The following is a 26,696-nucleotide window of genomic DNA, read 5'->3' as shown; positions in this document are numbered from 1 at the left end:
CCAGCGATCACAGAGCGTAGACAACTCGATGATCACTGACTCCGTGCCCGTTTCGCTACTCTGCATCCCCGCCGTCACCTACTGGCGGACGCTCTAAGGCCGGTGTCGCTCTGACCCGATGAAGATGTTGCCTCCGCAGCTGTGATCGATGGGGTGATCCATCACAAGAGGTCCTGCGGGTTCGCGCTCGTACGCTGGCAGCGGCGGGGGCGTGTCCGCAGTGCGGCCAGCCGACCCGGCGCGTGCACGCCTTTCACCAGCGGCGCCTGGCTGATCTTCCCATTTGGTGGCCGGGGCATGGTCGTGGAGCTGCACGGCGAGAATTCGGTGAGGTTCGGCGACGGTAATTCTCATCCCGTCCACTGGGACTTGGCGTTGGGTCCGCAGCGGCGGTCGCGGGTCGCCCGCCTGCTCCGTCAGCTGGTGCACTCACATCGGCACGAGCGGGCGGCGCAGCCCGCCGGGCAAGGTGACAGAACGTAGCGCCCGGTCGGCGGCAGATGAGCACGGTCACCGGCGCGGAGTTCGCGCGCACCTAGAAAACGGAGGTGCGGGACACCGTCGGGTGGCACGATGCTCGGCGTGTCACCCAACCGACAGCCCGAGTTGCGTCCCGCCTATCCGATCCGGACCGAGCGTCTGTTGCTACGTCCGTTGACCGTCATCGACGTCGACGCCCTGCTGGCCTACCGAAGCCGGCCCGATGTCTGCCGCTACGTGCCCTTCGAGCCGATGGACCGTCAGCTGATCGGCGAACGACTCGCGGCGCAGTGGGCCACTATCGCACTCACCGACGAGGGCCAGGCCTTGACGCTCGGCATCGAGCTCGCCCGAACCGGCGGACTCGTCGGCGACGTGGTCCTGTTCTGGCACAGCCGGGAGCACCGCGGCGGGGAAATCGGATACATCCTGAACCCCGACTTCGCCGGCCATGGCTACGCCACCGAAGCGGCACACGCGCTACTTCGACTCGGCTTCGACGAGCTGGGCCTGCACCGCATCGTCGCCCGCCTCGATGAGCGCAACGGTCCCTCAGCGAAGGTGGCGCGCCGGCTCGGGATGCGACAGGAGGCCCGCCTGGTCCACAACGAGCTTTTCAAAGGCGAATGCAGCACCGAACTCGACTTCGCCATGCTCGCCGACCAGTGGCCCGCCCACCGCGACCGCATCGCCAACGGGCGGCAACACCGCGATATGGACGAATCGATCATCGAAGCGCCAGCGGTGCCTTGAACGCTCGGTAATCGGCAGTTCCGGATGGCGAGCGGCAGCTCCAGCCGTCACGCTGCGTGCCGCGCGGTTCGCGGCAGATCCGAGCAAATGATTGCGGCGGAGGCCGTATGCCAAGATCACCTCGTCAGAGAGCGTAGGAGTGCGGTCCGCCAAGCCAACGGCTGAGATATTCGGATTGAACGTCGCCGGTGAGTAGGCCGACCAGTGCCGCGGAGAATCCGACGCAGTACTGCTCCCAGTACGGCCCTCTTTCCTTCAGCACCACAGGCCAGTCGTCAGGCGCCGTGCCGGGCCTGACGTGCCAGAAGAGGAAGTCGCCGTTGACGGAGCACCCCCACGAGATCAAGTTGTCACCGGGCTCGAACCAGGACGGGACATCCTCACGGTTCGGTGTCCAACGGGACGCGTCACCCAGCGGCCAGTCTCCGGACCAGTTGTTGGGCCCCGCGAAGTCGAGGCGGACGCACTCGTGCGCCCAGGTGTTGTGTTGCACCAGGTCTGCCCAGTCGTGGACGGCGTCAGGGGCGCAGACGATGACGTGGTCATCGACGGAGACCTCCCGGACATCATGCGGGCCGGCCACCATCGCCGGCATCCAACGCCACGGCGACAACCTGAGGATCCAACTCGACGGTCCGATCGACGTAGTCGCCGACATCACCCCGACCGCCGCCGCGCACCTACGACTCGTCCCAGGACAGCCGCTGTGGGCCTCGGTGAAAGCAACCGAAACCCGCGTGTACCCAGCCCGCGATAACAGCCAGCCACACCCAGAACCACACGACAGGGCAGCACGGAACAGAAGCAACCAGGTCCTCCAGTGACCCTGGCGACGACATCCACCCACGGATTTCACCTCAGCGTCCCCGAGATCGGCGACGCCCCTGGCCGGTCCGGCGACGACCCGCCGCCCACCCGGCGGTGGCGTCGGCGTAGATCCACCCGCGGATGCCCGAGGCGAGCCAGACGGGCACGCACCTGGCAGTCGTCGACTTCGTACATGTCAGCAGCCTCAAGTTCGGCGTTCCTTCAGGGACTTTGGGCGGCAACCGTCGCGGTCGGGCAGCTACCGACCCCAATCGCGCATCAAGCGTCGACCACTGTCCGCCTCGACGCCGCAGAGGACGGTGGCATGCGAGAGCCGTCAGTGGCTCGTTAGTGCGGCGAGTCAATCGATTCGGGGCGCTGCTTCTGCCGCTGCCGCGGCATCCGCTGCGGGTGTGCCGGCAGCGCGGCGGGATCGGAGTAGTTGGATTCCGATTGGCAGTACGGAGACCACGACGATGCCGATCAGGATGACCTCGATGTTCGCCTTGACGAAGGCGACCTGGCCGAGGAAGTAGCCCAGGACGGTGACGCCGACGCCCCAGAGGGTCCCGCCGATGACGTTGTAGATGAGGAACGTCCGGTAGTGCATCCGGCTGACACCGGCGATGATCGGGGTGAACGTCCGCACGATCGGCACGAACCGGGCCAGGACCACGGACCGGGCTCCGTAGCGGGCGAAAAAGTCGTTCGCGCGATGCACGTTGTCCTGCTTGAACAGGCGGGAGTTGGGTCGGCGGAACAGGTTCGGGCCGACGCGCTTGCCGAACAGGTACCCCACCTGGTCTCCGATGATCGCGGCGACGGCCACCAGCAGGCAGAGCAGCCAGAGCGGTTGGTGCAGGTAGTGGCCGTCGGCGACGAGCAGCCCGGCCGTGAACAGCAGCGAGTCGCCGGGCAGGAAGAACCCGATCAGCAGCCCGGACTCAGCGAAGACGATGGCGAGGATGCCGATCAGCCCGAAGGTGGAGATCAACCACTCTGGGTTGAGGAGACTGGGACCCACGGCCACCGGGGCGAGGGACGTTGACACGAGAAGACCTCCGAGAGGGCGTGACGGGTGACGCGGGCGGGCAAGCCGAGGAGGCTAGCGGCGGCTGGCAGCCGCGCGGGGACGGTCTTGGTGGGCGCGCCGGTCGAGGACGCGTACGGCGAGCGCGATGATCAGCACGGCTCCCGCGCCGATGACCGCGCCGGCGAGGATGTCCGCCGGGTAGTGCACGCCCGACCAGACTCGGGCGAATCCGATGACGGTGGCCAGCGCCGAGAGCAGTAATCCCCAGCGCCAGGACAGAAACACGCCGACGGCGAACGCCACCGCGAAGGCCGCCGTGGCGTGGTCGCTGGGCAGCGACCCGCCCGGGTCGTGCGGGATCAACTGGTGCACGGGGTGCGTCTGGAACGGGCGGACCTCGGTGCTGGCCACGGCGACCACCTGGCCGGCGGCGAACGCCAGGGCCAACGACGCGCCGACGCGTACGACCACCGACCCGCCGCCGGACTTCAGTCCGAGCAGCACCGTGACGGCGGCCAGAGCGCCGAGCAGGTAGATCAGCCAGACGGCGCACCACTCCAGCACGTCGTCGAGCGGGTCGTTGTGTCCGGCGGCGGCGTTGATGAGATGAAACAGGTGGTAGTTCACCGGGCATCCGATCCCGTGGTCGACCCGGCTCCTCGGCCGGCTGAGCCCAGCCAATCTGGTCACAGCTGAGAGGAGCCTGAAGGGGTCGGCGGCCCTGCGCAGTGCGGGTCAGTCGCCGGGTTCGTTGTCGCTGGTCAGCGGCAGTCGGATCTGGATCGTCGTTCCTGGGCCGGGCAGCACCCGTACGGTCCCGCCGTGCGCTGCGACGATCTCGCGGGTAATTGGCAGGCCAAGGCCGCTTCCGCCGTCGGCGCGGGCCCTGCTCTCGTCGAGCCGGACGAACCGTTCGAAGATTCGCTGCCGCTGCCCCAGCGGAATGCCCGGCCCGTCGTCGGTGACCTCCAGGCACCCCCACCCGTCGTCGACGCGGACCCGTAGGAGCACCTCGTGGCGCGCGTGGCGGGCGGCGTTGTCGGCGAGGTTCCGCAGCGCGCGCCCGAGGTCGTGGGCGTCGCCCGTCACGCGGACCGGGGTGAGGTGGGTTCGGACGGTCAGGTCGGGTCGGCGGGCGGTGAGGTGGTCCCGTTCGATGTAGGCGAGGTCGTCGAGGTCGACGTCCTCACGGCGCATCGTGAGGCCGTGCTCGTCGATACGGGCGAGCAGCAGCAGGTCGGCGATCAGCCGGCCCAGTCGCTGCGACTCGCGGCGCATCAGTCGGACCAGGTCGTCGTTCGCGCCGGGCAGGGGTGTCATCGTCAGGCGGTCGAGGCCGGCCTGCAGGGTTGCCAGTGGGCTGCGCAGTTCGTGGCTGGCATCGGCGACGAAACGGCGTTGCCTGGTCGCCGCCGTCTGTAGGCGGTCGAGCATGCTGTTCATCGTCTCAGCGAGTGCCGCCACCTCGTCGTGGGCTTGCGGCACCGGCACCCGGGCATGCAGGTCGCGGGCGGTGATGCCCGCGACCCGACGGCGAATCGTCTCCACCGGACGCAGCGACCGGCCGACGAACAGGAACACGGCCGCGCCGATCAGCAGCAGCATCGTCGGTAACCCGACGACCAGGATCGCGGCGATCACCTCGGTGCTCTCGTGCACTGGTCGTAGTGACTGGGCCACCAGCACGGTCCGGGTGCCCGAGGTGGTGCCGACACCGATCGCGACCACCCGGTAGGGGTCTTCGACGGCAAAGGGCAGCGTCCGCTGTTCCCGCAGGGTCTGACCGGCGGAGGGGCGCAGTGGGGACAGAGGCTCTGCCCCGCCGAGGGTCGGCGACGCCGCCTCCACCTCACCCGAGGGCGCCAGGACCTGCACCAGGTTCTGCTCCCCCGGGCTGGGCTTTAGCGTCTGGGCGATGGCGTCGGAGTCTCCGCCCGTCACCGCGGTGGCCACCTCAGCGGCGCGTTGTCTGGCAGTCGCATCCACGTCGCGGACCAGGTTGGCCCGGGCCAGGTAGATGAAGGCCGCTGCGCCGATCCCGAAGGTCACTGCCACCACCATGGTGGCGGCCAGCGCTGAGCGCAGCCGTACACCCAGGCGGCGGCGTGCCCAGCGGGCCGGGGCCTGTAACAGGGTGAGCATGGCGGCCATACCCGCAGCCTAGGGTCCTCGGGGCTGAGAGGGCGCTGAGAGACGGCGAGGTGATGCGACTCCCCCGACGTCTCTTCCGGTCATCCGCTGCGTGGGGTCTCCGGGCCGGTGTCTTGGGCTCCGCGCACCGCGATGAGCGTCACTCCGGCGACGAACACCACACCGGCGCACAGTGCGCCGCCGAGGTCGTGTGGTGGTCGGGCTGGCCACATCCAGGGCGTGGTCACCGCTGGGCCGTGCCACTGCGTGTACAGCGCGTAGAGGGCGATTATGAGATAGGCGGTAGGGCCGGCCCAGGCCAGCGCGCCGCCGAACAGGGCTGCGCACAGCAGGGCGACGCCGACCAGCCCGGCCAGGTTGCGCAGCACCTCCACGGCGCCGCCGGGCAGGTGCGTACCGGCTCCAGCGGCGGCCAGCGCACCGACGGCGGCGAGGGTCAGCGCCAGCGCGGTGGCCAGTCGCAGGAAGGGCAGCCACCGGCCGGTGACGCGTTCCGGCTCGCCGAGCAGGCTCGTGGCGGTGACAGCGATGGCCACGGCGCAACCGGTTTCGAAGATCAGCGGCAACTGCAGCGCTCCGTAGGCCTCCCACTGCCACCGCAGCGCGACCCGCAGTCCGACGGCGCAGGCCGCCACCGCCGCCAGGGCCGCCGGGACGCGGCGGCTGGCCAGGTGCAGACGAGCCAGCCGGAGCCCGGCCCGCACCGGGCCGCCGGGTGCCATCGCGTACCCGCGATTGCGAGTTTCGCTGGCGGTCACGGCAGCTGCGCCAGGGTGAGCTGGCCCGCGCGCAGCGCCGCCACGTGTTCCATGAGCCAGGCGTGGCGGGTAGCAGCCGGCAGCGCGGCTAATCGCTGCGCCGCTGCGGCGGCGGGACTAGCGGGCGTCAGGGTGGATGTGCCCAGGATGGCCTCCGCGACCGCCTGTTGCGCGGGACTCGCGTTGCGGCCACCGCCTACGACGCTGTTCACGATGCTGGGCGCGGCGTCCACGCGTAGCTCGGCAACAAACTCGTCGGTGGTCAGTTGATGGGGCAGGAGCAGGTGGAATATCGGCGGCGTGCCGCTCGTAGGGGGGCCAGCCCGACCGATGCTGACGCGATTGTCTGGCCCCTGTTCATATCTCGCAGCGGCCTGGCTGATCCGCGTTGGCGCGCCGGGCAGGCCCGCTACCTCGGTGAGCACCGGTTCGAGGGCGTCCGTCACCGCGGGCAGGTAGCCGGTGTAGGCGGGGTGCAGGCAGACCGGGATTGGGGTGTGGCTGCAGACGGGCGTGTAGCGCACTGGACGATCGTTGCCCGCGGTGTGCAGCAGCGGGATCGCGATCATGCCGTGGGCGTCGAGGCGGCCGGTGCCGGCCAACGCAACCGCGGTTCCGGCCGCCAGCAGCCCGGCCGCGGTGATAGCCGCCGCCCACCGGCGCAGCCACCGCCCGCCGGCGTCGGCGGGTAGGCCGAGAACGCCCAGCAACGCCGCGGTCAGGCCGGCGAGGAACAACACCTGCGCGACGGGAAGGTCGGGCAGGTAGCGGTAGAAGGTCGCCACACCCGGGTCAGGCCCGATCTCCCAGGGGCCGGCAACCAACGGCGAGATTTGCCAGTACGAGTCATCGCCGTGAATGAACTGCAGGCTGATCTGCACCGCGAGGAACACACCGATCGCGACCAGCGGTCCGGTGAACCGGCTGGGGCGCAGCACCCCGGCTACGAATCCGAGCGCGGAGAACGCCGGCATACTCGCGGCGCCCACCGCGACCGGCCACCACAGCGGCCCACCCCAGGCGCCCTGCCATGCGGTCACCGCGTACAAGACGCTCACGCATCCCAGGTAGGCGACGATCGCCCAGCAGGTGGTCGCGGTCCAGGTGGCGAGCTGTCGAGTCCACCGCGGCCGGGCCGTACCGATGACCAGGTCGGCCATGCCGTGACGGCGCTCCCGCCAGCCCAGCCATGCGGAGGCGCCGACCACCGTCGGCGCGAAGACCGCCAGAGCTGTCGTCTGCATGGCCATCGCACGGACGTTCCACAGCGGTGGGTACGCCATGTTCGGCCGGTAGGTGATGAACCAGAACAGCGCGGCGACCAGTGGCAGCATCCACACCATCACGCTGCGGCGCATCTCCAGGCGAAGCAGCCCTCCCGCCGCCGTGATCGCCACGCGTGTACGACGGGCCGTTTCGTCCAGCGCGGAGATCACTGGGGCGGCGGTCATGACCGCGCCTGCGCTAACACCGCGCTGTATCCGCGCTCCAGTGGAGCATCGCCGGCCGCCGTGGTTCCCTCGGCGCGCGATGTCAACTCCTCCGGCGTCCCCTGGAAGACGATTTTCCCCTGGTCCATGAGGGCGACCTGGGTGCAGGCGGCACCGACGTCCTCGACGAGGTGCGTGCTGACCATGACGGTGGCGCGCTGGCCGAGGTCGCGCAGCAGAGCACGGAACGCCACCCGTTGCTCGGGATCCAGCCCGGCGGTCGGCTCATCCAGCAGGAGCAGTTCAGGTTCGTTGACGATGGCCTGCGCGACCCCGACCCGGCGCAGCATCCCACCGGAGAGAGTGCGTAGCTTCGCCGTCGCCTTGTCGCCCAGGCCCACGCGCTCGACCGCGGCGGCGACCGCGTGGTGCACCCGCGCGGGCGGCATCTCCTTGAGCAGCGCGAAGTACTCCACGAACTCCACGACGGTGAACCGCGGGTAGTAGCCGAGGTTCTGCGGCACATAGCCGAGCCGGCGCCGGATCTGCCGGCGCTGTCCGTACTGGCCGGGGTCGCGGCCCAGCAGTCGGATCCGACCCGAGGTCGGTGGGATCACCGTGGCCAACATCCGCAACAGCGATGTCTTGCCCGCCCCGTTCGGGCCCAACAGACCGAACACCCCTGGGCCGGTCTCCATCGTCACCCCGGCCACGGCCTCGGTGCGGCCGAAGCGCCGGGTGAGATCGCTGATCTCGACGTTCATGACGTTCCTCTCGGTGTCCGGGTCGAGTAGAGGACGATCGCCGCACAGCAGGCGGCGAACGCCAGGTAGGCAGGCCAGAGCGCGGTGTCGGTGACCGCGGCGGTGAGCCGACCGGCGGCTACCTGCCCGGACAGGACGGTGATCGTCCAGCCGAGCAGGCCCGCGGCCACGCCCACGTTCGCCGACCGGGCGACAGTCGCGGCGGCCAGGGCCAGCGCGCACACCGCGGTCATCGGGACCAGCCAACCGATCGTGACGGCCGTGGCGGTTCCCGACGCGGCCGAAGCGCCCAGCCCGAACGCCGCGTTCACACCGAACAGCGCCAGCGCCCGGACCAGCAGCACCATGCGGTCGCTGACGGCCACGCTGCACGACAGCTCCCAGGCGGGGTCGATGCCCGGGCCGTAGGCGAACGCGATGCCCGCCGCGGCGACCGCAGGGGCAAGAAGCGCCACGTACGGCGTTCCGGTGCTCAGCGTGGCGAGGAGCCCGGCGAGCAGCACCACCGCGGTGGCGATGACCCAACCAAGCAGCAGCGACGGCGTCGTGACCAAAGCCCGGGCCAGGCCCGGCGAGCGGAGCAGATGCCCAGCCAGCCGCTCCACCGCCCCGGGGCGGCGACGCCACACCTGGGCGGCCACCCCGACCCAGACCCGATCAAGATCGACACCTTCCGGTGCGGGGCCCCGCCCGTCGGGCTCCTCGACCCGGCGCGTCACATCACCGTTGGTCACTGCCCACCTCCATCGCGCGCCGGCTCGTGGCGCCGTAGGGCAGCACGCATCAGCCGGCGAATCTGGTACGCGCGGCTCTTCACCGTTCCCGCGGGAACACCCATCAATTCGGCCACCTCAGCCACGGACTTGTCCTCGACGTACATCAGCCGCCAGGTCTCGCGCTGCAGGCTGCCCTCCGGCCCGAGCACCTTCACGGCGTCGGCAAGCTCGGCCCTGGACAGCGCCGTCTCAGCCGGGTCTGCGCAGTTGTGATCACCGGTCTCGGCCAGGGCGGCCAGCAGCAGCGCGGGTTGCCCGCGCCGGCGCAGCCACAGCGCGCCCTGGCGGCGGGCTATGCCCCACAACCAACCGCCGGCACCCCCACCTCGGTACGTAGCAGCGCCCCGCCAGGCGGCCAGGAAGGTCTCCTGCAGGACGTCCTCCACGTCGGGGGGCGGCAGCGCCGCGCGCAGCCGACCCGCCAGCCACGGGGCGTGCCGCGAGAACAGTTCCCGCAGGGCGCTCTCGTCACCACCGGCCATGGCAGCGATCAGATCCTCGTTGTCCATCGCCACTACTGTTGCGTTCCCGAGCGGATCGGTTCACCGACCACACCCGCATTTTGTGAGCTGAGGCCTGACACCACTTGGGGCACTGTCAACCGCCGTCGGCGGCCAGCCGGTAGCCCATGCCCCGTTGAGTCTGGATGGCCCGCCGGCCGAACGGCTGGTCGATCTTGCGGCGCAGGTAGCCGACATACACCTCGACGATGTTGGGGTCGCCGTCGAAGTGCGCGTCCCAAACGTTGTCGATGATCTGCCGCTTGGACACCACGTCGCCACAATGACGCATGAGGAACTCCAGCAGCGCGAACTCCCGGGCGGTCACCCGGATCGGTTGCCCAGCGCGGGTCACCTGCCGCCGGGCCGGGTCCACTGCCAGGTCACCGGCGGTCAGGATCACCGGTCGGGCCGGGGCGCCGCGGCGGATCAGGGCCCGCAGGCGGGCCACCAGCACCACGAACGAGAACGGCTTGATCAAATAGTCGTCCGCGCCGAGGTCGAACGCGTCGGCCTGGTCGTAATCGCCGTCCTTCGCGGTCAACATCAGCACCGGCGTCCACACGTCCCGCGACCGCAGTTGCCGGCACACCTCATAGCCGTTGAGGCCGGGCAGCATGATGTCGAGCACCACCACGTCGTACGGGTTCTCGGTGGCCGCCCACAGCCCGTCGGTCCCGGTGTGCTGCACATCGACAGCGAATCCCTCGTCGGTCAGGCCGGTACGGATCACCTCCGCCAGGGCGGTCTCGTCCTCGACGACCAGCACACGCACGCCGTTCGTTCCTTCCCGCCCGCAGTCCCGGCGGACCCGGCAGGGTCCGCGTCACCTCCGATCATCGCGCGCGAAGGGGCGGGGCATGCCTGCTACCCCGATGCTGAGGTGCCGTCACCCGAGCAGGGCCCCGGTATCCAGGTCCGACACGTCTCGCCTCGTGACGTTCGAGTACGCGGCCCGAGGCGAACCGATCCGGACAAGCCTCCGCTTGCTTGCTTCTACATCTTGTGTAAAAGTTCATCGCCCTCGGCTCAGTTGGCCGCAGGCCGCGCAGCAGGGCACCCACGAGTCGGTTTCGCCACCGTCGTCGCTGCTGCCCACGAGCCGAGGGCTGGATAAGTACGAGTTGGGGAGGACGCTGATGTCCGCGCCCGTGGCGTTGGGCGACGTCCTGCTGGTCCTGCTGAACGGGCAGCCGTCCAACGCCTTCGACCTGCACCAACGCCACACCCTGCTTCTCGGCCCCGAGCAGGCGGTCGACATTCGGCGGTTCACCACGACGGTGAACCGACTTGCACGCTCCGGGCACGTGCGGTTGGAACGCGTGATCTCACCGCACAATAAGAACCAGAACCGGCCTAGGTGTGTGCTGACGGCAGCGTGCCAGCACCGGCAACAGTCGTGGCTGACCGACGTGACAGAGCACGCCAGCCTCGAGGAGATCTACACCAAGGGCATACTGGCCGTCGATAGCGCAGACCTGGCTACGTTCGAGGCGTTCATCAGCACCAGCCTGGCGGCGGCCCATCTACGCCAGCGGAATCTGACGGATGCCACCGCCGAGGGATCCCCGGCGATGAGTGCCCGCCTCGCGTTCGAGGACGGAATGATCAAAGCCACCGCGACATGGTTGCGTCACCTTTCGAATCTGCGACCGAGCGCGGTCGCCGCACCGTCGTGCCCACCGGCCGCACCGCCCGTTCCCAGGCAGGTCAGAATCTGAACAGCCCGCGCCGCGATCCGGACGGCGGCCAGCCGAAGACAATGCTCCGTCCCAGTGGTCTCCCGCCGTCGCGGACGCCGGCCGGGCAGGCGAAACGGCCTGTGATCGGCCAGGCATCCCGAGCCCACGAGCTGCCGACCTAGGCCGGTGCTTGCACGTTCGACGACCGACCGCAATGAATGGAAGCGGACGACTGCCATCAGGCAAGCCGTTGCGGCCGTTGCGACATCGAATTGCGCCAGTGGCCTGGTCGGGGTTCGGCCCGGCGGGTTGGAGACGGCCACTGGCCACCAGCTCGACGGTGAGAACGACGGCGACGGCCTCCACGGCGAGGAGCCCGACGAGGACGACCAACTGCGTCACTCCGGCGGCAAGTGGGCTCGCTCCGCCGAGCAGCACGCCGACGAACGCGCCGGGCAGGGTCACCAGGCCGACCGTCCGGGTCTGGTCGAGTGCCGGGACCAACGCCTGTCCGGCCGCCGGACGGCACACCAGCAGCACGGCGTCACGGGGAAGTAGACCCAAGGCCAGGCCGGCCTCCACCTCACCGCGCCTGCTGGTCAACTCGTCGAGCGCACGCCGCCCGGCCAACGACGTCGCGGTCATCGCCCCACCGATCAGGATCCCCGCGACCGGGATGATCGCGATACCCCGCATTGGCACCAGGCCCGCCAACAACAGCCCCGCCACCACGGCCATGCTGCCCGCCACGATCGGCACACCGGCCCACCACCCCCGACTGCCGCCCGTAATCCGCCGACCGGAGGTGCCCGCCGCCACCGCGCACATCAGGACGACAAACGCGGCCGTGGCCCACAGCGACACCACAATGCCGGCGATCAGCACCGACACGGCACCCAGTTGAATCGCGGCACGGACGGCGGCGACCGTCACCTGCCGGCCGTGGCCCAGTTTCCCGAGGGTCACGACGGCCGCCGCCACGAGGGTCAGCACGACCAGCGCAACGCCGAGCTTCGGGCCAACCACGAGCATCGTCGAGGACATGCCATCAGTTTCCCGCTCCGCCCGGCCAGGGGTGCAGGGGCCGCCGGTCCCGGCGGTTGTGACGGACATGCCGGCGCGCTCGAATGATGCCCCTGTCCGGCGGGAGCGTCGAACAGGGAGCAGTAGCTGCCGAAGTGTGCTCCGGAAAATCGGGCTAGCCGGCGGCCGCTAATCAGCCTGGCCGGGCCGCGCCGATCAGTTGAACGAAGTCGTAGACCGCCTCGCCGGACCAGATCAGCGACGACAGCGCCAGCGCCACCGGCAGCCCGTGCAGCGCGGGTGAGCGGAGGGTGGCGTGCGGTCGCAGCAGCTGGGCCACCCGGCGAGGAACGACTCCCCCCGGCGATGCGGCGTACAGGCCTCGCGGGACATCCATCTCAACCCGCGAAGCCAGTGCGACCACGCCGATCGCGTGTGCGACGGTGTGGCGGTTGCCCACCTCCACGGCGGCCTGCTCGTCGGCGGCTCGTTCGACGAGTTAGTCGACGTGACGTGCGACCCACCAGAGGGCCGGATGCATCGCGGCGGCGAGCTCGGCCGACTGGACCAGCCGGTGATGACCCGAACTCAGGTGCGCGTATTCGTGTGCGAGGAGCGCGTCGAACTGGCGGTCGGTGAGCAGCCGGCGCATGCCGGTGGTCACGACAACACGGCCGGGCCGGCCCGGAACCGCGAACGCCTGGGCAGTGGAGTCGGGCAGTACCACCAGCGGGTCGGTGTCGGGCCCGGCGGCCTGGCCGCCGAGGTGCAACGCGCGGCGGTGTCGGCGCCCCCGTCGGATGCAGTTCAACGCCGTTCAGTGCACCCGGCTGCTCCCACCGTGATCCCCGACCCCTAGCCACCGCTGGGACACAAAATCCGACCGGGTCGTACGCGGTTCAGCCGGCCAGCGCGCAGCCCAATCGGGCGGGCGCGAACCTCACTGTGGTCATCACCGTCGAGGCGCCGCTTGGCAAACTTTTGGAACTATTCTGATGGGATCGCCCGCGTGGCTTGGATGGCGCGGCGCAGTCGACCGTCGGCAGCCAACTCCCCGAACATGTAGATCTCCGTGGTGATGGTGCCGCCTTTGCGCAGTTCCGCGATGAGCCGGTACCGGGCGGCCACCTGGTCGCCGTCCACCAGCGCCTGCTCCACCTCGACACGGAGACCAATGGCCCGTTTGCGGGCCGGACGGATGTGATCCAGCAGCCGCTTCCGGTCCAGCAGCACGCCGTCGTTGACCAGCTCATAGTCCGGCGTGTGGTAGCGGTCCAGCACGGTTGCCGGATCCTCGTCGCCCAGCCCTGCCTCCTGCGGATAGCGGGCCAGGTAGCCGGTCAGGTCGGTACGGGGCGTCATTTGATCTCCCTGAATCGAGTTATCTTTGACACGGTGTCTACGTTAATGCAAGGCGGTAGATTAGACAACGTGTCAGAGATAACAGATGGTCGGCGCCGCCGGCGGCGTTCCGACGCCGAGCGCAGCGCCGCCGCGGTACTCGACGCCGCCGTCCAGGTGCTCGGTCGGCATCCGGCGGCGAAGGTGGAACAGGTCGCCGCCACAGCTGGCGTCACCCGCCAAACCGTGTACGCCCACTACCCGTCCCGGCCGCTGCTGGTGGCCGCGGTCATCGACCGCATCACCGCCGAAGCCGTCGCCGCCCTCGACGCCGCCGACGTGGACAGCGGCACCGTCACCGAGGCGCTGCTGCGCTGGTTGGACGTCACCTGGCGGCTGTTCGACCGGTACCCGCTGCTCCTGCACCCCTCGGTGACCGCCGCCGACCAGGCGGACTCCGACCGTCAGCATGCCGCAGTCACCGAGCGCCTGGAGCGGCTGATCAGGCGTGGCCAGGTCACCGGCGAGTTCGACAGCACCGTCAGCCCGGCCTGGTTGGTCTCCGCGACCATGGCGCTCGGGCACGCGGCCGGCGGCGAAGTTGCCGCTGGCCGCATGACCACCGCGCAGACGGCGGCAGCGCTGCGCCACAGCATCCTGCGCGTGTACGGCGCCCGCGAGCCCTGATCAGCGACGGTCTCCCGCCACTCCCGTGCCCACTCGATGTTGATCGGCGCACCCAGCATGTTGCACCTGCTTCGACCTCGGTCGCCGACGCACGCTCATCGGCATGTCAGTGCGTCCGCTGCCACGCCTGAGACCTGGAGACCCGCCGTGACCCGTTGTGAGGCTGTACGCACCATTCGCCTGGCCGGCCGTGCCGCCGCCGCATCGGCACAGGTCGCAATGGCGGGCGACCGGCCAGCCCTCATTCACCATGAACTTGGCCAGACGCAGCTGGGCACGTGGACTCAGCGCTGCGTTGGGTGAGGACACGAGGATGTCCTGGTTTGTGACGTGGTCGCCTTCAGCAGCTCCACTTCATGACAGGAGGTCCTCATCATTCGCCCAAGGTCATTCGTGAGCGTCGACGGGCGTGGCTTGGTTCGTGCATGCCAACGCTCCGCTGCTGGCTGACGTCGCTGACGCGACCGGGCTGACCGGTGCATGCGGCGACACCCTTGCAGGGTTGCGGCGGCGACGTGGTGTGCACGACCCGGGCACGGCTCGCGGGGATCTCACGTTGATGCTCGCCCACGGTGGTGAGGCGATCTCGGACCCCCCCGAGTCTCAGCGGCGTGCGGCCGCCACGACCTCAGGGGCGGTTTGCCGGCCACGCCGTCGGTTTTGCCGGACGATGATGCCGACTGCCACCACAGCGGTCAGGCCGAGGGTGGCCCATGGCAGGGGGTTGGCCCTTACCTGGCCGGGCATCTGTTGGGCTAGGACGAACACGCCCATCACCACGACGAACCAACCGAATGCCTTGCGCAGCGCGTTCTCGGAAACACGGCTGGCGAGCCGGCCGCCGAGCAGGCTACCGATCACGGCGGCGGTGGTGACGGCGCCGGCCAGGCCCCAGTCGATGCTGACGCTGGAGAGGTATCCGGCGAGGCCGGCGACGGACTTCATCGCGATGACGACCAGCGAGGTGCCGACGGCGACGGGCATCGGCAGGCCGCCGAGCAGGGCCAGTGCCGGGACCACCAGAAAGCCGCCGCCAGCGCCGACGAGGCCGGTGACCAGGCCGACCACGACGCCGTCGAGAGCGACCCGCAGGACGGAAAGCTCGTGCGGCACCGGCCGAGCCTCTGCGGCACGCCGGCCGCGGATCATCGCGATGGCGGTGGCGAGCATCATCAGGGCGAACCCGGTCAGCAGCACTCCGGCCGGGATGAACTGGGCCAGGCGGCCGCCGGCGTAGGCACCGGCCATGCCGGCGACGCCGAAGAGCAGCCCGGTGCGCCACCGGATGCGCCCGGCCCGCGCGTGCGGCAGCACGCCGACAGCGCTGGTGACGCCGACGACGAGCAGCGAGGTGGCGATGGCTTCCTTGGCCGGCAGGTCGGCGACGTAGATCAGCAGCGGTACGGCCAGGATCGAACCGCCGCCGCCGAGCAGACCGAGGCTGATCCCGATCAGTACGGCCAACCCGGCGGTCAGGGCGATGCTGCCAGTCATTCCTGCCGCCCGGTCGTAGGCTCCCGCTGCAGTTGGGCGACGACGCTGTCCAGGTCGCAGGTGGCGCCGCGGTTGTAGGGGAGTTTGCCGAGCAGCATGCCCATGGCGCAGGTGTTGGTCAGCGCGGCGAAGGTGAGGCCGGCGCCGATGAAGCCGGCGATCCACTTCAGGCCGGGTACGAACACCGAGGCGAGGATGCTGGCCAGGACGATGGAGCCGGCGGCAAGGCGTACCTGGCGCTCCAGGTTCCAGCGGGGTTTGCCTTGACTGATCGGCGCGTGGGCCGCCTGCCATGCCATGATGCCGCCGTTGAGGACGCGCAGGTTGGGCAGGCCCACGCCGGCGAGGGCCTGTTCGGCCTGGGCGGCGCGGGCGCCGGAGCGGCAGACCAGGACAACGTCCTCGTCGAGGTGGTGGCGCAGTTCCTCGCGGTGTTCCTTGAGCAGGTCCAACGGCACGTTGTAGGAGCCGGGGATGTGCGAGGTCTCGAACTCACCGGGGGTGCGGACGTCGAGCAGCCGGGGTGCCTGCCCGGCGGCGATCAGCGCGCGCAGGGTGGCCGTGTCAAGCGTCGCGGGGCTCGTCGGGGTCGTGCTCATGCGCTTCCTTTCGATTGGAGTCGGTTCGGGGCTCGGGCCGCTGGTGGGGCGTAGGGCCCACGTGGTCGGGGTGCCCGCGTGCGACGCTCTGCTGCCTGATGTTGGTGAGTAGGAACGGCAGGGCGTTGCAGAGCAGGGCGGCGACGGTGAAGTCCGGCAGCCCGGCGAGGCGTGCCAGGTGAGGTCGGTGTTCCGCGCCGAGGGCGAGGGCGACCAGCAGGGACCACAGGGGTGTGGTGGCGTGCAGGACGCCGGCGACGCCACTGTCGAGTGGTCGGCGCGGCACGAGGGCGGCGATCGTCAGACCGAGGCGGCCATGCGCACGCCGGCCTGCTCGGCCCGGCCGAACATGTCGTCGATCAGGACGACGTCGTGGCCGGCGTTGGCCAGCAGCGACGCGGCGGCGGTGGCGCGGTAGCCGGAGCCGCAGTGCACCCAGACGGTTCCGGCCGGCACGTCGCGAAGGCGCTTGGGCAGGTCGGGCAGTGGAATGTGCACCGCGCCGTCGATGTGGCCGGCGTTCCACTCGTTGGTCATCCGGACGTCCAGGAGCACCCGCGGGGCGGGCAGGCCGTCGGGGATGTTGCCCGCCTGTGCGGCTGCGAGGGCCGCGAAGTCGGCGACGGTCAGCTCCCGCAGGTCGGTCAGGTCGGTCGCCCACTGCTCGGGGGTTCCGGTGGCCTGCGCCGCCAGACGGTCAATACCGATGCGGACGAGTTCCCGTTGGGCGCCCGCGACCTGCTCCGGGGTCTCCGCCAGGAGGGTGATCGGCACGCCCCACTGGATCAGCCAGCCGAGCCAGGTCGACATGGGCCCGTCCAGGCCGAGGCCGATCGTGCCGGCGAGGTGCGAGGCGGCGTACGCCTTGCGGTGTCGCAGGTCGACGACCCACTCGCCGGCGGCGATCCGTTCCCGCAGCTGACCGGCGTCGGCGCGGGTCACGGGGCTGAGGTCGACGGGAGCCGGTCCGGCGGTGTTGGCTACGCCCATGTGGGCGTAGTACGCCGGGTAGGCGTCCAGCCCGGCCAGGGTTTCAATCACGAACTGGTCGGCGGCCAGCCGCAGCGCCGGGTTGGCCTGCTTCTCACGGCCGATGGTCGACTCGGAGGCGTCGGCCTGGCTGGCCGAGCAGAAGCTGCCGAACCCATGCGTCGGCCATACCTGGGCCCCGTTGGGCAGCAGGTCAGCCAGCCGTTTCGCCGAGGTGTGCTGTTGGTGGGCCAGCGTGTGAGCGTGCTGCTGCCCGAGCAGGTCGGTGCGGCCTATCGTGCCGAACAGCAGCGAGCCGCCGGTGAACACCCCTACCGGAGACCAGCCACCGTCACCGGGCTCGTCCAGCACGTAGGAAAGGTGGTGGAAGGTGTGCCCGGGAGTGGCGACCACCCGCAGCCGCAGCCCATCGGACACGGTCACCTGGTCGCCGTCGGACACCGGCATGCGGTCGAAGCCCACCTCGTCGTGGGCGGAGACCAGGTACTCCGCGCCGGTGAGCCGGGCCAGTTGCAGGCCACCAGAGACGTAGTCGTTGTGGATGTGCGTTTCCACCACGTGCGTGATCCCCACACCCTTCTCCCCCGCGAGATACACGATCCGGTCAATGTCCCGCTGTGGGTCCACCACCACCGCCACCCGGCCGTCTGTCGCCAGGTAGCTGCGGTCACCCAGGGACGAGGTCGCGATGACCGACACCTGCATCGCCATCCGTCCACTCCTTCCAGTTATACCCCCGGGGGTATCCGGGGATTAGTCGTCACCCTTGGTCGAAATCGAACACGCGTTTACCCGCCCGGGCGGGTCACACGCCGCCTGGGCCTACCAGAGTCAGCCCCGGCGGCTCACGCCAAGGCCAGGAAGAGCTTCTCCAGCTCCTCTTCGGTCATCTCCGGCTGATCGCCGCGATCACGGGCAGCGGAGCAGTGCCGCATCCCGGAGGCGATGATCTTGAAGCCCGCCCGGTCGATCGCCTTCGACACCGCAGCAAGCTGGGTCAGCGCCTCACGGCAGTCCTCGCCGTTCTCCATCATCTCGATGACCGCATTGAGCTGCCCTCGGGCTCGCTTCAAGCGAGTCAGGGCCTCGCCGGTCATCTCGGGACGCAACTTCATCTCATCTACCTCCGCATCCCACGGTAACACATACCCCCCCGGGTATGCCCCGGGTGATGATCTCCGCCCTAGCCCAGAACCGTCGCCAAGGTGGTCGCGCCCGGCCGCCAACTCGTCCGCGATGTGCCCGGTTGCCTCCTGCCCGTCTCCGCCCCCCACCTGGCGCGGCATGCCGGGCGCCCCAGCCACCAGGCAGACGCGCCTGCCGCTCCTCAGTGAGTCGCGTTTGGTGAACGCCGCAGCGACCCGCAATGTCGGGCGGGCGGCGACTACGAGTTCGTAGTGACCGCGGCGCAGGCTCCTGCAGGAAGGCATGGCCGGCGATCACCACTTGAGCGGTCCGATCAGTCCCAAGTCCGCGCATTGGTCGCAGCGGGCGCTTGAGTTGACCGTGATCGGCCTCAATCGGGTTGTTCGCATTACGCTCGACGTGGCGCTACGCCAAAGGCACCAGGCTCGTCGAGCACGCCGGGATAGACCGGCGCGGCATCCGTGACTACCTCAGTCGGTTTCACCTTGAGCATCCGCAGCGCCCGCGTGAAGGATCGGCGAGCGGCCGCGGAGTGCCTCCCTGCAGTCTTGCAGTATGGATCTTGGACGGCCCACTGCAAATACTCGGGCTTGTCACCCACGCCGCGGGCCGCGTCGATCGCGCTGGACACATCGAGGTTCCGCCACTCGCCGGCCTCCACGTCGGGATTAACGCCGCCGCCGAACTCTGTCAGATACGGGACTGGCTGGTCGTTCGGCCGCAACACGGCACAAGGATGTTGACGACTACACGGTGCACCGGAGGCGTCAATGACCGGAAGCCTCACACAGTTCGAACCCCCCGCCGCCGGGACGAGCGGCCCCACCGTAGTGCCCCCTACGGTTCCCAAGGGCGGCGGGGCGATCCGCGCCGTGGGCGAGACGTTCGCCGCGAACCAGGCGACGGGCACTGCGACGTTGCGCTTTCCGCTCCCCCTCTCGCCGGGCCGGGCGGGGTTCGGCCCGCAGTTGTCGCTCTCGTACGACAGCGGCTCCGGCAACGGACCGTTCGGCCTCGGCTGGAGCCTCGCGCTGCCCGTGATCAGGCGGCGGACGGACCGCCAGGTCCCCCGGTACGACGACGCGAACGAGTCGGACACGTTCGTTGTCTCCGGTTCGGACGATCTCGTGCCTTTTCTGGAGCGTGACGCGGCGGGCGGGTGGCGGCACGTGCCGGTGCTTCGGGACGGGTTCCTGGTCCATCGCTACCGGCCGCGGATCGAGGGCTTGTTCGCCCGGATCGAGCGGTGGGTCCGGCAGTCCGATGGCGACACGTGCTGGCGCACGATCAGCCGTGACAACGTGACGTCCTGGTATGGCCGCACCCCGCAGAGCAGGATCGTCGATCCCGTTGATCCCACGCGGGTATTCAGCTGGCTCATCTGCTCCAGCTATGACGACAAGGGCAATGCCACAAGATACGAGTACGAGCCGGAGAGCGCGAACCGCTATCTCAAGCGGGTTCGCTACGGCAACCGGATCCCCAACCGCGACGCCGGCGGCACCGCCATCGACCCGGAGATCATCGGAGACTGGATGTTCGACGTCGTGTTCGACTACGACGACGGCCACTACGTTCAGGCCCCGGCGGTGGATGGCGAGGAGTTCGCCAGCGTCACGGCGGCCCGGTCCCTGGGCGCGCATTGGCCGGACCGGGCGGATCCGTTCTCCAGTTACCGTGCCGGGTTCGAGGTGCGCACCGCCCGCCTCTGCCGGCGCGTATTGATGTTCCACCACTTCCCCGGGGAACTGGGTCGCGCGGGCTACCTGACCCGCGCGATGCGATTCGAGTACGAGCCGGATCCCGCCGCGACCTACCTCACCGCGGTCGTCGAGTCCGGCTTCGCGCTACGCGCCACGGCACTGCTCCCGGACCGTTATCTGGTGCGCTCGTACCCGCCGGTGGATCTCGATTACAGCAGGGTGCCGGACGCGGCGGAGCTGGCCCGGCTGCCGGTGGAGACCGTCGGCGGCACCGACCTCGACGCCGCGGATTCGCCCGCGCAGTGGGTGGATCTCGACGGCGAGGGCGTGTCCGGCATTCTCACCGAGCACGAGGGCGCCTGGTATTACCGCCGCAACGCCGGCAGCCCGCCGTTCGCGCGGTTCGATCCCGGCCGGCCGGTGACATCCCGGCCGGCGCTCGCCGGCCGGCCCGGCGTCGCCACCCTGATCGATCTGACCGGCGAGGGCCGGGTGGCCCTCGCCGCCCTCGAGCCCGGCACCGGCGGGTTCCACGAGCGCACGGACGCCGGGGACTGGTCGACTTTTCAGCCTTTCGCGTCGTTCCCCAACCTCGACCTCAAGGATCCGAACCTGCGGATGCTCGACCTCGACGGCGACGGCATCGCGGAGATCGTCGTCACCGGCGATGACGCCATCACCTGGTATCCGTCACTCGGGAAGGAGGGTTTCGGGCCGGCTGTGTGTCAGTCCGGCGGGCCTCAGCTGGTGTTCAGCGACAGCGCGACGAGGTTCTTCGTGGCCGACCTGAGCGGTGACGGCCTGACCGACCTCGTTCAGATCACCAACGGATCTGTCTGGTACTGGCCGAATCTGGGGTACGGGCGGTTCGGCGCCAAGATCGTGATGGACAACGCGCCGGTGTTCGCCACGGCGGACCTCTTCGACCCGGCACGGATCCATCTCGCCGACGTCGACGGGTCCGGGACCACCGACGTCGTCTACCTCGGCGGCGACGGGGCGACGCTCTACCGCAACCTGTCCGGCAACAGCTGGAGCGACGGCGTGACGCTGCCGCAGTGCCCGATCACCGAGCGACCCGAGGACGTACGGATCGTCGATCTGCTCGGCGCGGGCACCGCCTGCCTCGTCTGGTGGAGCCGCAGTCCCGACGACACGGGCCGGTCGATGCGCTACGTCGACCTCATGGGCGGCCGTAAACCCCACCTGCTGATCGGCCGGCGCAACAACCTCGGGGCCGAAATCCGGCTCAGCTACGTGTCGTCGACCACGTTCTTCCAATCGGACCGGCTGGCCGGCAAGCCGTGGGTGACCCGTCTGCCGTTCCCGGTCCACGTGCTCGAACGGGTGGAGACGGTCGACCACCTGACCGGCAACAGGTTCCTGACCCGCTACGCCTATCACCACGGAAACTTCGACACCGCCGAACGCGAGTTTCACGGCTTCGGCCTGGTGGAGCAATGGGACACCCAGCTTTTCGCGGAGCTGGTCACCGCGACCAACGTCGATGCCGCGTCGCACGTCCCGCCGACTTTCACCAGGACGTGGTTCCACACCGGGGGCGCTGCGGGAGGGGATCGAGTTTCGCTGGACGACACCGTCCTGCCGGGCGGGCTGACGATCGAGGAGGAGCGGGAGGCCCGCCGGGCGTTGAAGGGGGTCATGCTGCACCGCGAGGTCTACGGCCTCGACGCGCATCCGTGCGTCGTGACCGAGCAGAACTTCGCCGTCCACATGCTGCAGCCACGGGTGCACCAGCGGCATGCCGTGTTCTTCGCGCATCCGCGGGAGACGCTCGAGTCGCAATACGACCGGAGCCCGGAGGATCCCCGCGCCAAGCATGCGATCGTGCTCCGGGTCGACACCGCCTCCGGCAACGTGCGGCAGGAGCTTCGCATCGCGTACGGGCGACGCGAGGTCGTGCGGCGGGTCGACGCGGCGGGCGCGGTCACGATGGTGCCCAACCAGGGGTTGGCGGCCCTCCGGCAGGGCGACCGTGAGGTCCAGACACGGCCCATCGTTGTCCTGATCGACAACGCATACACCAACGCGATCGACGACCCGGCCGAGTATCCCGACGACTACCGCGTCCCCTTGCCGGCGGCCGTCCGCACCAGCGAGCTGACCGGGTTCCGGCCGGTGGCCGGCGCCGAGCGGTTCGGTTTCGAGGATTGGGCCGCGGACGACTTCGCGATGATCGCCGACGCGACCGAGATCGCATACAACTCGGCACCCGACCACACCACCCGGCAGCGGCGGCTGGTCGAGGCGGTGCGAACCGTCTATCGCGCGGACGACCTGACCGCCTTTCTCCCCTTCGCGACGGCGGAGCCGCAGGCGATCCTCGCCGAGGTCTACCGGCTCGCGCTCACCCCGGGGATGGTCGACTCGGCCTTCGTCCGTGAGCGGCCGGGCGCGCCGGACGAGGCACTGTTGCCGGCTCCGGCCGCCGTCCTCGAGGGCCAGGGCGGGTACGTGTTCATGGCCGACGCGTGGTGGATTCCCAGCGGCAGCGCGTACTTCGACCCCACGGCGACGACGGCGGCGCAGGAGCTGGCGACCGCCCGGGACCATTTCTATCTGCCGCGCAAGGTCGTCGACCCGTTCGGCAACGCCACCGTGGTGACGTATGACCCGTCCGACCTGCTGGTCGCCCGATCCGAGGACGCCCTGGGCAACGTGGTCGTCGCGGAGCATGACTATCGGGTCCTGCTCCCCCGCCAGGTCACCGACCCGAACGGCAACCGCACCGCCGTGGCGTTCGACGCGCTGGGCCTCGTGGTGGCCTCCGCGCTGATGGGCAAGGCCGGAGAACAACGCGGCGACCTGCTGGGTCAGATCGACCCGCATCCCACACCGGCCGCCCGCCGCGCGCTGCTCGCCGACCCGTCGGCTGAGGCCGCGGCGCTTCTCGGCACGGCCACGACGCGCATCGTCTACGACCTCGACCTGTTCCGCCGCAGCGGCCAGCCGGCCCTGGCCCTGACGATGGCCCGGGAAACCCACACCACCGACCCCGGAGGGGCCGCCACCGCGATCCAGATCAAGGTCGACTTCACCGACGGATTCGGGCGGCCGATCCAGGCGAAGCGTCTCGCCGAGACCGGGGAGGCGCCGAAACGGCAGCCATCGACGACGCTGCCGAGCGGAGACGTCGTGCCCGGCCTGCTCGTCCGCGACGCGCAGGGGCACCCGGTGCAGGCGGTCGCCGCGCCTCGATGGGTCGGCACGGGTCGCACGGTGTTCAACAACAAGGGCCTTCCGGTACGCCGATACGAGCCGTTCTTCAGCGTGACCCACCTGTACGAGCCGGAGCCGGACCTGACCGACACCGGGGTGAGCCCGTTCCTCTTCTACGACCCGGTCGACCGGGTCGTCGCGATCCTGCATCCCGACCACACCTACGAGAAGGTCGTGCACTCGCCGTGGAAGCAGACGGCCTTCGACCGCAACGACACGGTCGCGCCGCGGGATCTCGAGACCGGCGATCCGCGGACCGATCCTGACGTCGGCGCGCACGTCCGAGGGTATTTCGACGGCCAGGGCGCCGGGTGGTCGACCTGGTTCGCCCGGCGGACCGGCAACGCGTTGGGCCTGGACGAGGCGGACGCCGCTCAGCGGGCGGCGGTCCACGCGAACACCCCGGTCACCACCCATCTCGACCCGCTCGGCCGCCCGTTCGCGACGATCGTCGCCAACCGGTTCGTCGACAACGGCGTCGAAGTGGAGTCGGCGGAGGCCACGCGGGTGGCGTGGGACATCGAGGGCAATCAGCGTACGGTGCACGACGCGCTGGACCGTCTCGCGATGCGGACCGACTACGACATGCTCGGCAGGGTCATCCGGCAGGCGGGCATGGACTCGGGCGAGCGCTGGTCGCTGCCCGACGTCACGGGCGCTCCGCTGCGGGAGTGGGACAGCCGTGGCCACACCAGGCGCGTGGCCTATGACGCGCTGCGCCGTCCGACGGATGTCTTCCTCGTCGAGGGCGCGGGCGAGCGCCTGGTCGAGCGTACGGTCTACGGCGAGGCGCAGGGCGCGGCCGGCAATCACCGGACCCGTGTGTACGAAGTATTCGACGCGGTCGGCCGCGTCACCCATCTCGGGTACGACTTCAAAGGCAACCTCGTGTCCAGCCGCCGCGACCTGTTGCGCACGTACGACGGCACGGTGGACTGGGCGGACGACCCGCCGGTGGACGACGGCAGCTTCACCAGCGCCGGCACGTACGACGCCCTCAACCGCGTGGTCACGGCGAGCACTCCGGACGGCAGCGTCTATCGGCCCGGCTGGAACGAAGCCGGTCTGCTGGACAGCATCGAGGTGACGCTCCGCGCGGCGGGCGGGCCGACCGCGTTCGTCACGGACATCGACTACGACGCCAAGGGCCGACGTGAGCGGATCGAGTACGCCAACGGCGCCGAGACCACCTACACGTACGACCCCGCGACGTCCCGGCTGATCGGGCTGCGGACGACGCGCCCGGCCGCCGCCGACACGACCGCCGCTCAGCTCTTCGCGAACCCGGCGGTGGTGCAGGATCTCGCCTACACCTACGACCCGGTCGGCAACACCACCAGGATCCGCGACGCCGCTCAGAAGGCGGTCCTGCACGATGGACAGCTGGTGGAGGCGGCTGCGACCTTCACTTGCGACGCCCTGTACCGCTTGGTGGAAGCCACCGGACGCGAGCATGTCGGGCAGACCGCCTTCGACACCAACCCGACCGCGGACCGCCGGGACCGCCCGTTCGTGGGAGTTCGCTCCGATCCCAACGACAACCAAGCATTGCGCAACTACACCGAACGGTACCGGTACGACCTCGCCGGCAACCTCGAGCGGATGCAGCACATCGCCACCGGCGGCGGCTGGACCCGCACGTACGTCTGCGACGAAGCGAGCCGGTTGGAGCCCGGTCGCACCGGCAACCGCTTGAGCAACACGGCGATCGGCAGCCAGGTGCTTCCGGACGAGACCTACTCCTACGCCGACCTGAACGGCCGCGACTCGCACGGCTGCATCACCGCGGTGAACGGCGCCGAGCTGCGCTGGGACTTCCGGGACCGGCTGCACCGCGCGGACCTCGGCGGCGGCGGAGTCGCCTGGTACGCCTACGATGCCGGCGGCCGGCGCATGCGTAAGGTGATCGAGTCCCAGGGCGGCACGCGCCGCAAGGAGCGCATCTACCTCGGCGTGTTCGAGGTGTACCGGGAGTACGACGCCGCCGGCACCACCGTCCAGCTCCAACGCGAGTCGCTGCGGGTGTTGGACGATCAGGCGCAGGTGGCGATCGTCGAGACGCTCACCGTCGACCAGGGCGCCGACACCGCCGACCCGGTGCCGCTCCAGCGTTATCAGCTCGCCAACCACCTCCGCACCGCGTCGGTCGAGCTCGACGACGCGGGCGCGCTGATCAGCCTGGAGGAGTTCACGCCGTTCGGGGCGAGCTCTTTCCAGGCGGGCCGCGGCGTCGCGGAGGTAAGCCTCAAGCGTTACCGATACATCGGCCGGGAACGCGACGACGAGACCGGTTTCGACTACGCGGGCGCGCGGTTCTACGCCTCGTGGCTCGGCCGCTGGTGCTCGCCCGACCCTCTGCTGCTGGTGGACGGCCCGAACCTCTACCGCTACTGCAGGGACAACCCGGTGCGTTACCGGGATCCCGAGGGAACCGATCCCAAGGACGCCGGGCAGCCGGACGCCGAGCCGGATCCGCGGACGTTCACGACGTTCGACGAGTTTCGCCAGGCCGTGCCCAAGCAGACCGACGAGATGGCACGCAAGCTCTGGGACGAGGCGCACAAGAAGAAATATCTGATTCTGTACGACAAGGGCGACGACGAGTTCAAGCGCCAGGCGACGCAGGCGGCCACCGACCACGGCGTGAAGGCGCAGTCGGTCGCATCCGGCAAGCTCAGTGACGTCATCGCCAAGGAGAAGCCCGACGTCGTCATGACGTTCGGGCACGGCATCTCGAGCGAGATGTCGTTCGGCGACGGTGAGTGGATCGGAGCTCCGACGCTCAAGCGTGAGCTCAAGGAAGCGAAGCAGAGTCAGCAGATCACCTTCGTGGTTCAGGCCTGCTCCTGCGGGAAGAAGAACGGCCTGGCGGACACGCTGCACGCGGACCCCGATCTGTCGAACTACACCTTCGTCTCACACATCGACGTCGGCCACGTGACTCGCAACAGCGACGTTCGCATCGCGGGCGGCAGCACCTTGCCGGAGTTCCTGCGCGCGAAGGTCGAGTACCAGTACAGCCTCGACAAGAAGGCCGCCGCCAAGGTCGTCACCGAGCTCCTGAGGGTGGCGAAGGACTCCGAGACGCTGCCCACCGACAAGGTCAACCTGGTGATCCGGGAGTCGGCCGTGCTCGGCTTCGACACCCTGTGGGAGCTCATCAGCGGCTCCGCCGACGTCACGACCCATGACGCGGTGAAGGCGCTGAACCTCAGTGCCGACGCACTGGCCCGGTTCGCCGCGGGCATCGACGAGTTCCGTACCCGTTTGTCCACCGCGGCGGCGAAGCACGTCAAGCCGCCGCCGCTGAAGCATCACGTCACCGAGATCAGGTAAACG

General features: G+C 69.7%; 25 protein-coding genes and 2 pseudogenes. 6 read left to right on the top strand and 21 right to left on the bottom strand.

The genetic code is table 11. The features are described 5' to 3' along the window. The first annotated feature begins 173 nt into the window (after nucleotides 1-173). The gene (locus ACFYPS_RS33615; RefSeq protein WP_387330086.1) at nucleotides 174-347 is read left to right on the top strand and encodes a transposase family protein; all 174 of its coding nucleotides are present in this window, start codon (nucleotides 174-176) and stop codon (nucleotides 345-347) included. Nucleotides 348-573: 226 nt separating this feature from the next. Then, nucleotides 574-1,233: a GNAT family N-acetyltransferase gene (locus ACFYPS_RS33610; protein ID WP_387330077.1), complete on the top strand. Its 660-nt coding sequence runs from the start codon at nucleotides 574-576 to the stop codon at nucleotides 1,231-1,233. 124 nt (nucleotides 1,234-1,357) lie between these two features. Here ACFYPS_RS33610 and ACFYPS_RS33605 read toward each other — a convergent pair whose 3' ends face one another. Further along, nucleotides 1,358-1,828, bottom strand: coding sequence for a hypothetical protein (locus tag ACFYPS_RS33605; RefSeq protein WP_354968342.1), 471 nt, complete (start codon nucleotides 1,826-1,828; stop codon nucleotides 1,358-1,360). Here ACFYPS_RS33605 and ACFYPS_RS33600 point away from each other — a divergent pair. Next, nucleotides 1,809-2,057, top strand: a pseudogene (locus ACFYPS_RS33600) (TOBE domain-containing protein); the annotation flags it as partial. The gene ACFYPS_RS33605 and the pseudogene ACFYPS_RS33600 overlap by 20 nt on opposite strands. 344 nt (nucleotides 2,058-2,401) lie before the next feature. Here the strand turns inward: ACFYPS_RS33600 and ACFYPS_RS33595 are convergent. From ACFYPS_RS33595 to ACFYPS_RS33555, 9 genes are all read right to left on the bottom strand, one after another. Beyond that, nucleotides 2,402-3,091 (bottom strand): DedA family protein, encoded by a 690-nt coding sequence (locus ACFYPS_RS33595; protein WP_387330074.1) that lies wholly within the window; start codon nucleotides 3,089-3,091, stop codon nucleotides 2,402-2,404. Between the two features lie 54 nt (nucleotides 3,092-3,145). After that, on the bottom strand, nucleotides 3,146-3,700 hold the full coding sequence (locus ACFYPS_RS33590) for a phosphatase PAP2 family protein (RefSeq protein WP_354968340.1): 555 nt from the start codon (nucleotides 3,698-3,700) through the stop codon (nucleotides 3,146-3,148). Between the two features lie 108 nt (nucleotides 3,701-3,808). Further along, nucleotides 3,809-5,224, bottom strand: a complete 1,416-nt coding sequence (locus ACFYPS_RS33585) for a HAMP domain-containing sensor histidine kinase (RefSeq protein WP_354968339.1) — start codon at nucleotides 5,222-5,224, stop codon at nucleotides 3,809-3,811. An 80-nt stretch (nucleotides 5,225-5,304) separates the two neighbouring features. After that, entirely contained in the window at nucleotides 5,305-5,982 is a 678-nt protein-coding gene (locus ACFYPS_RS33580) for a hypothetical protein (protein WP_387330069.1), read from the bottom strand. Continuing rightward, on the bottom strand, nucleotides 5,979-7,433 hold the full coding sequence (locus tag ACFYPS_RS33575) for a hypothetical protein (RefSeq protein ID WP_387330066.1): 1,455 nt from the start codon (nucleotides 7,431-7,433) through the stop codon (nucleotides 5,979-5,981). The genes ACFYPS_RS33580 and ACFYPS_RS33575 overlap by 4 nt, the downstream gene beginning before the upstream one ends. Then, nucleotides 7,430-8,176, bottom strand: a complete 747-nt coding sequence (locus ACFYPS_RS33570; RefSeq protein ID WP_387330064.1) for an ABC transporter ATP-binding protein — start codon at nucleotides 8,174-8,176, stop codon at nucleotides 7,430-7,432. The genes ACFYPS_RS33575 and ACFYPS_RS33570 overlap by 4 nt, the downstream gene beginning before the upstream one ends. Continuing rightward, on the bottom strand, nucleotides 8,173-8,910 hold the full coding sequence (locus ACFYPS_RS33565; protein ID WP_387330061.1) for a hypothetical protein: 738 nt from the start codon (nucleotides 8,908-8,910) through the stop codon (nucleotides 8,173-8,175). Before ACFYPS_RS33565 ends, ACFYPS_RS33570 begins: the two co-directional genes overlap by 4 nt. Further along, nucleotides 8,907-9,461: an RNA polymerase sigma factor gene (locus tag ACFYPS_RS33560; protein WP_354968334.1), complete on the bottom strand. Its 555-nt coding sequence runs from the start codon at nucleotides 9,459-9,461 to the stop codon at nucleotides 8,907-8,909. Before ACFYPS_RS33560 ends, ACFYPS_RS33565 begins: the two co-directional genes overlap by 4 nt. A gap of 88 nt (nucleotides 9,462-9,549) precedes the next feature. Continuing rightward, entirely contained in the window at nucleotides 9,550-10,227 is a 678-nt protein-coding gene (locus tag ACFYPS_RS33555) for a response regulator transcription factor (RefSeq protein WP_354968333.1), read from the bottom strand. A gap of 364 nt (nucleotides 10,228-10,591) precedes the next feature. On the opposite strand from ACFYPS_RS33555, the gene ACFYPS_RS33550 reads away from it, so the two are divergent. Continuing rightward, nucleotides 10,592-11,173, top strand: a complete 582-nt coding sequence (locus ACFYPS_RS33550; RefSeq protein ID WP_387330088.1) for a hypothetical protein — start codon at nucleotides 10,592-10,594, stop codon at nucleotides 11,171-11,173. 348 nt (nucleotides 11,174-11,521) lie between these two features. Here ACFYPS_RS33550 and ACFYPS_RS33545 read toward each other — a convergent pair. From ACFYPS_RS33545 to ACFYPS_RS33530, 4 genes and pseudogenes are all read right to left on the bottom strand, one after another. Next, nucleotides 11,522-12,166, bottom strand: a pseudogene (locus ACFYPS_RS33545) (ABC transporter permease); the annotation flags it as partial. Nucleotides 12,167-12,350: 184 nt separating this feature from the next. Beyond that, nucleotides 12,351-12,497: a hypothetical protein gene (locus tag ACFYPS_RS33540; RefSeq protein WP_387330058.1), complete on the bottom strand. Its 147-nt coding sequence runs from the start codon at nucleotides 12,495-12,497 to the stop codon at nucleotides 12,351-12,353. A 159-nt stretch (nucleotides 12,498-12,656) separates the two neighbouring features. Then, nucleotides 12,657-12,968: a M48 family metalloprotease gene (locus ACFYPS_RS33535; protein ID WP_387330055.1), complete on the bottom strand. Its 312-nt coding sequence runs from the start codon at nucleotides 12,966-12,968 to the stop codon at nucleotides 12,657-12,659. 176 nt (nucleotides 12,969-13,144) lie between these two features. Continuing rightward, nucleotides 13,145-13,519, bottom strand: a complete 375-nt coding sequence (locus tag ACFYPS_RS33530; RefSeq protein ID WP_387330052.1) for a nuclear transport factor 2 family protein — start codon at nucleotides 13,517-13,519, stop codon at nucleotides 13,145-13,147. 69 nt (nucleotides 13,520-13,588) lie between these two features. Between ACFYPS_RS33530 and ACFYPS_RS33525 the strand changes: the two genes are divergently transcribed. Next, complete coding sequence (locus ACFYPS_RS33525) at nucleotides 13,589-14,185, top strand: TetR/AcrR family transcriptional regulator (RefSeq protein ID WP_354968330.1); 597 nt, start codon at nucleotides 13,589-13,591, stop codon at nucleotides 14,183-14,185. Between the two features lie 603 nt (nucleotides 14,186-14,788). Here ACFYPS_RS33525 and ACFYPS_RS33520 read toward each other — a convergent pair. The 7 genes from ACFYPS_RS33520 to ACFYPS_RS33490 all read right to left on the bottom strand — a co-directional run bounded on the left by ACFYPS_RS33520 (nucleotide 14,789) and on the right by ACFYPS_RS33490 (nucleotide 19,141). Next, nucleotides 14,789-15,679, bottom strand: a complete 891-nt coding sequence (locus ACFYPS_RS33520; RefSeq protein ID WP_354968329.1) for a sulfite exporter TauE/SafE family protein — start codon at nucleotides 15,677-15,679, stop codon at nucleotides 14,789-14,791. Then, nucleotides 15,676-16,278 carry a rhodanese-like domain-containing protein gene (locus ACFYPS_RS33515; RefSeq protein ID WP_354968328.1) on the bottom strand — a complete coding sequence of 201 codons (603 nt, stop codon included), beginning with the start codon at nucleotides 16,276-16,278 and terminating at the stop codon, nucleotides 15,676-15,678. The genes ACFYPS_RS33520 and ACFYPS_RS33515 overlap by 4 nt, the downstream gene beginning before the upstream one ends. After that, nucleotides 16,244-16,564, bottom strand: a complete 321-nt coding sequence (locus ACFYPS_RS33510) for a hypothetical protein (protein WP_387330048.1) — start codon at nucleotides 16,562-16,564, stop codon at nucleotides 16,244-16,246. The genes ACFYPS_RS33515 and ACFYPS_RS33510 overlap by 35 nt, the downstream gene beginning before the upstream one ends. A 14-nt stretch (nucleotides 16,565-16,578) precedes the next feature. Next, the gene (locus ACFYPS_RS33505) at nucleotides 16,579-17,979 is read right to left on the bottom strand and encodes a rhodanese-like domain-containing protein (RefSeq protein WP_387330045.1); all 1,401 of its coding nucleotides are present in this window, start codon (nucleotides 17,977-17,979) and stop codon (nucleotides 16,579-16,581) included. A gap of 134 nt (nucleotides 17,980-18,113) precedes the next feature. Then, on the bottom strand, nucleotides 18,114-18,383 hold the full coding sequence (locus tag ACFYPS_RS33500) for a metal-sensitive transcriptional regulator (RefSeq protein WP_354968325.1): 270 nt from the start codon (nucleotides 18,381-18,383) through the stop codon (nucleotides 18,114-18,116). A gap of 1 nt (nucleotide 18,384) precedes the next feature. Further along, nucleotides 18,385-18,756: a hypothetical protein gene (locus tag ACFYPS_RS33495; RefSeq protein ID WP_387330083.1), complete on the bottom strand. Its 372-nt coding sequence runs from the start codon at nucleotides 18,754-18,756 to the stop codon at nucleotides 18,385-18,387. Between the two features lie 46 nt (nucleotides 18,757-18,802). Continuing rightward, the gene (locus tag ACFYPS_RS33490) at nucleotides 18,803-19,141 is read right to left on the bottom strand and encodes a hypothetical protein (protein ID WP_354968324.1); all 339 of its coding nucleotides are present in this window, start codon (nucleotides 19,139-19,141) and stop codon (nucleotides 18,803-18,805) included. 145 nt (nucleotides 19,142-19,286) lie between these two features. On the opposite strand from ACFYPS_RS33490, the gene ACFYPS_RS33485 reads away from it, so the two are divergent. Further along, a complete protein-coding gene (locus tag ACFYPS_RS33485; RefSeq protein ID WP_387330040.1) occupies nucleotides 19,287-26,693 on the top strand; it encodes a SpvB/TcaC N-terminal domain-containing protein in 7,407 nt (2,468 codons plus the stop codon). Nucleotides 26,694-26,696: the final 3 nt, after the last annotated feature.

The organism is Micromonospora sp. NPDC005087 (assembly GCF_042872965.1).
Taxonomy (GTDB): domain Bacteria; phylum Actinomycetota; class Actinomycetes; order Mycobacteriales; family Micromonosporaceae; genus Micromonospora.
The sequence above is the reverse complement of the archived record's forward strand: the minus strand, read 5'-3'. Positions and strand labels throughout refer to the sequence as shown.

What these genes read in the sequence shown, in the direction of transcription:
- ACFYPS_RS33500 (WP_354968325.1), bottom strand. Translation starts at nt 18,383, where the DNA reads ATGAAGTTGCGTCCCGAGATGACCGGCGAGGCCCTGACTCGCTTGAAG.
- ACFYPS_RS33610 (WP_387330077.1), top strand. Translation starts at nt 574, where the DNA reads ATGCTCGGCGTGTCACCCAACCGACAGCCCGAGTTGCGTCCCGCCTAT.
- ACFYPS_RS33530 (WP_387330052.1), bottom strand. Translation starts at nt 13,519, where the DNA reads ATGACGCCCCGTACCGACCTGACCGGCTACCTGGCCCGCTATCCGCAG.
- ACFYPS_RS33550 (WP_387330088.1), top strand. Translation starts at nt 10,592, where the DNA reads ATGTCCGCGCCCGTGGCGTTGGGCGACGTCCTGCTGGTCCTGCTGAAC.
- ACFYPS_RS33520 (WP_354968329.1), bottom strand. Translation starts at nt 15,679, where the DNA reads ATGACTGGCAGCATCGCCCTGACCGCCGGGTTGGCCGTACTGATCGGG.
- ACFYPS_RS33585 (WP_354968339.1), bottom strand. Translation starts at nt 5,224, where the DNA reads ATGGCCGCCATGCTCACCCTGTTACAGGCCCCGGCCCGCTGGGCACGC.
- ACFYPS_RS33515 (WP_354968328.1), bottom strand. Translation starts at nt 16,278, where the DNA reads ATGAGCACGACCCCGACGAGCCCCGCGACGCTTGACACGGCCACCCTG.
- ACFYPS_RS33575 (WP_387330066.1), bottom strand. Translation starts at nt 7,433, where the DNA reads ATGACCGCCGCCCCAGTGATCTCCGCGCTGGACGAAACGGCCCGTCGT.
- ACFYPS_RS33505 (WP_387330045.1), bottom strand. Translation starts at nt 17,979, where the DNA reads ATGGCGATGCAGGTGTCGGTCATCGCGACCTCGTCCCTGGGTGACCGC.
- ACFYPS_RS33560 (WP_354968334.1), bottom strand. Translation starts at nt 9,461, where the DNA reads ATGGACAACGAGGATCTGATCGCTGCCATGGCCGGTGGTGACGAGAGC.
- ACFYPS_RS33570 (WP_387330064.1), bottom strand. Translation starts at nt 8,176, where the DNA reads ATGAACGTCGAGATCAGCGATCTCACCCGGCGCTTCGGCCGCACCGAG.
- ACFYPS_RS33605 (WP_354968342.1), bottom strand. Translation starts at nt 1,828, where the DNA reads ATGCCGGCGATGGTGGCCGGCCCGCATGATGTCCGGGAGGTCTCCGTC.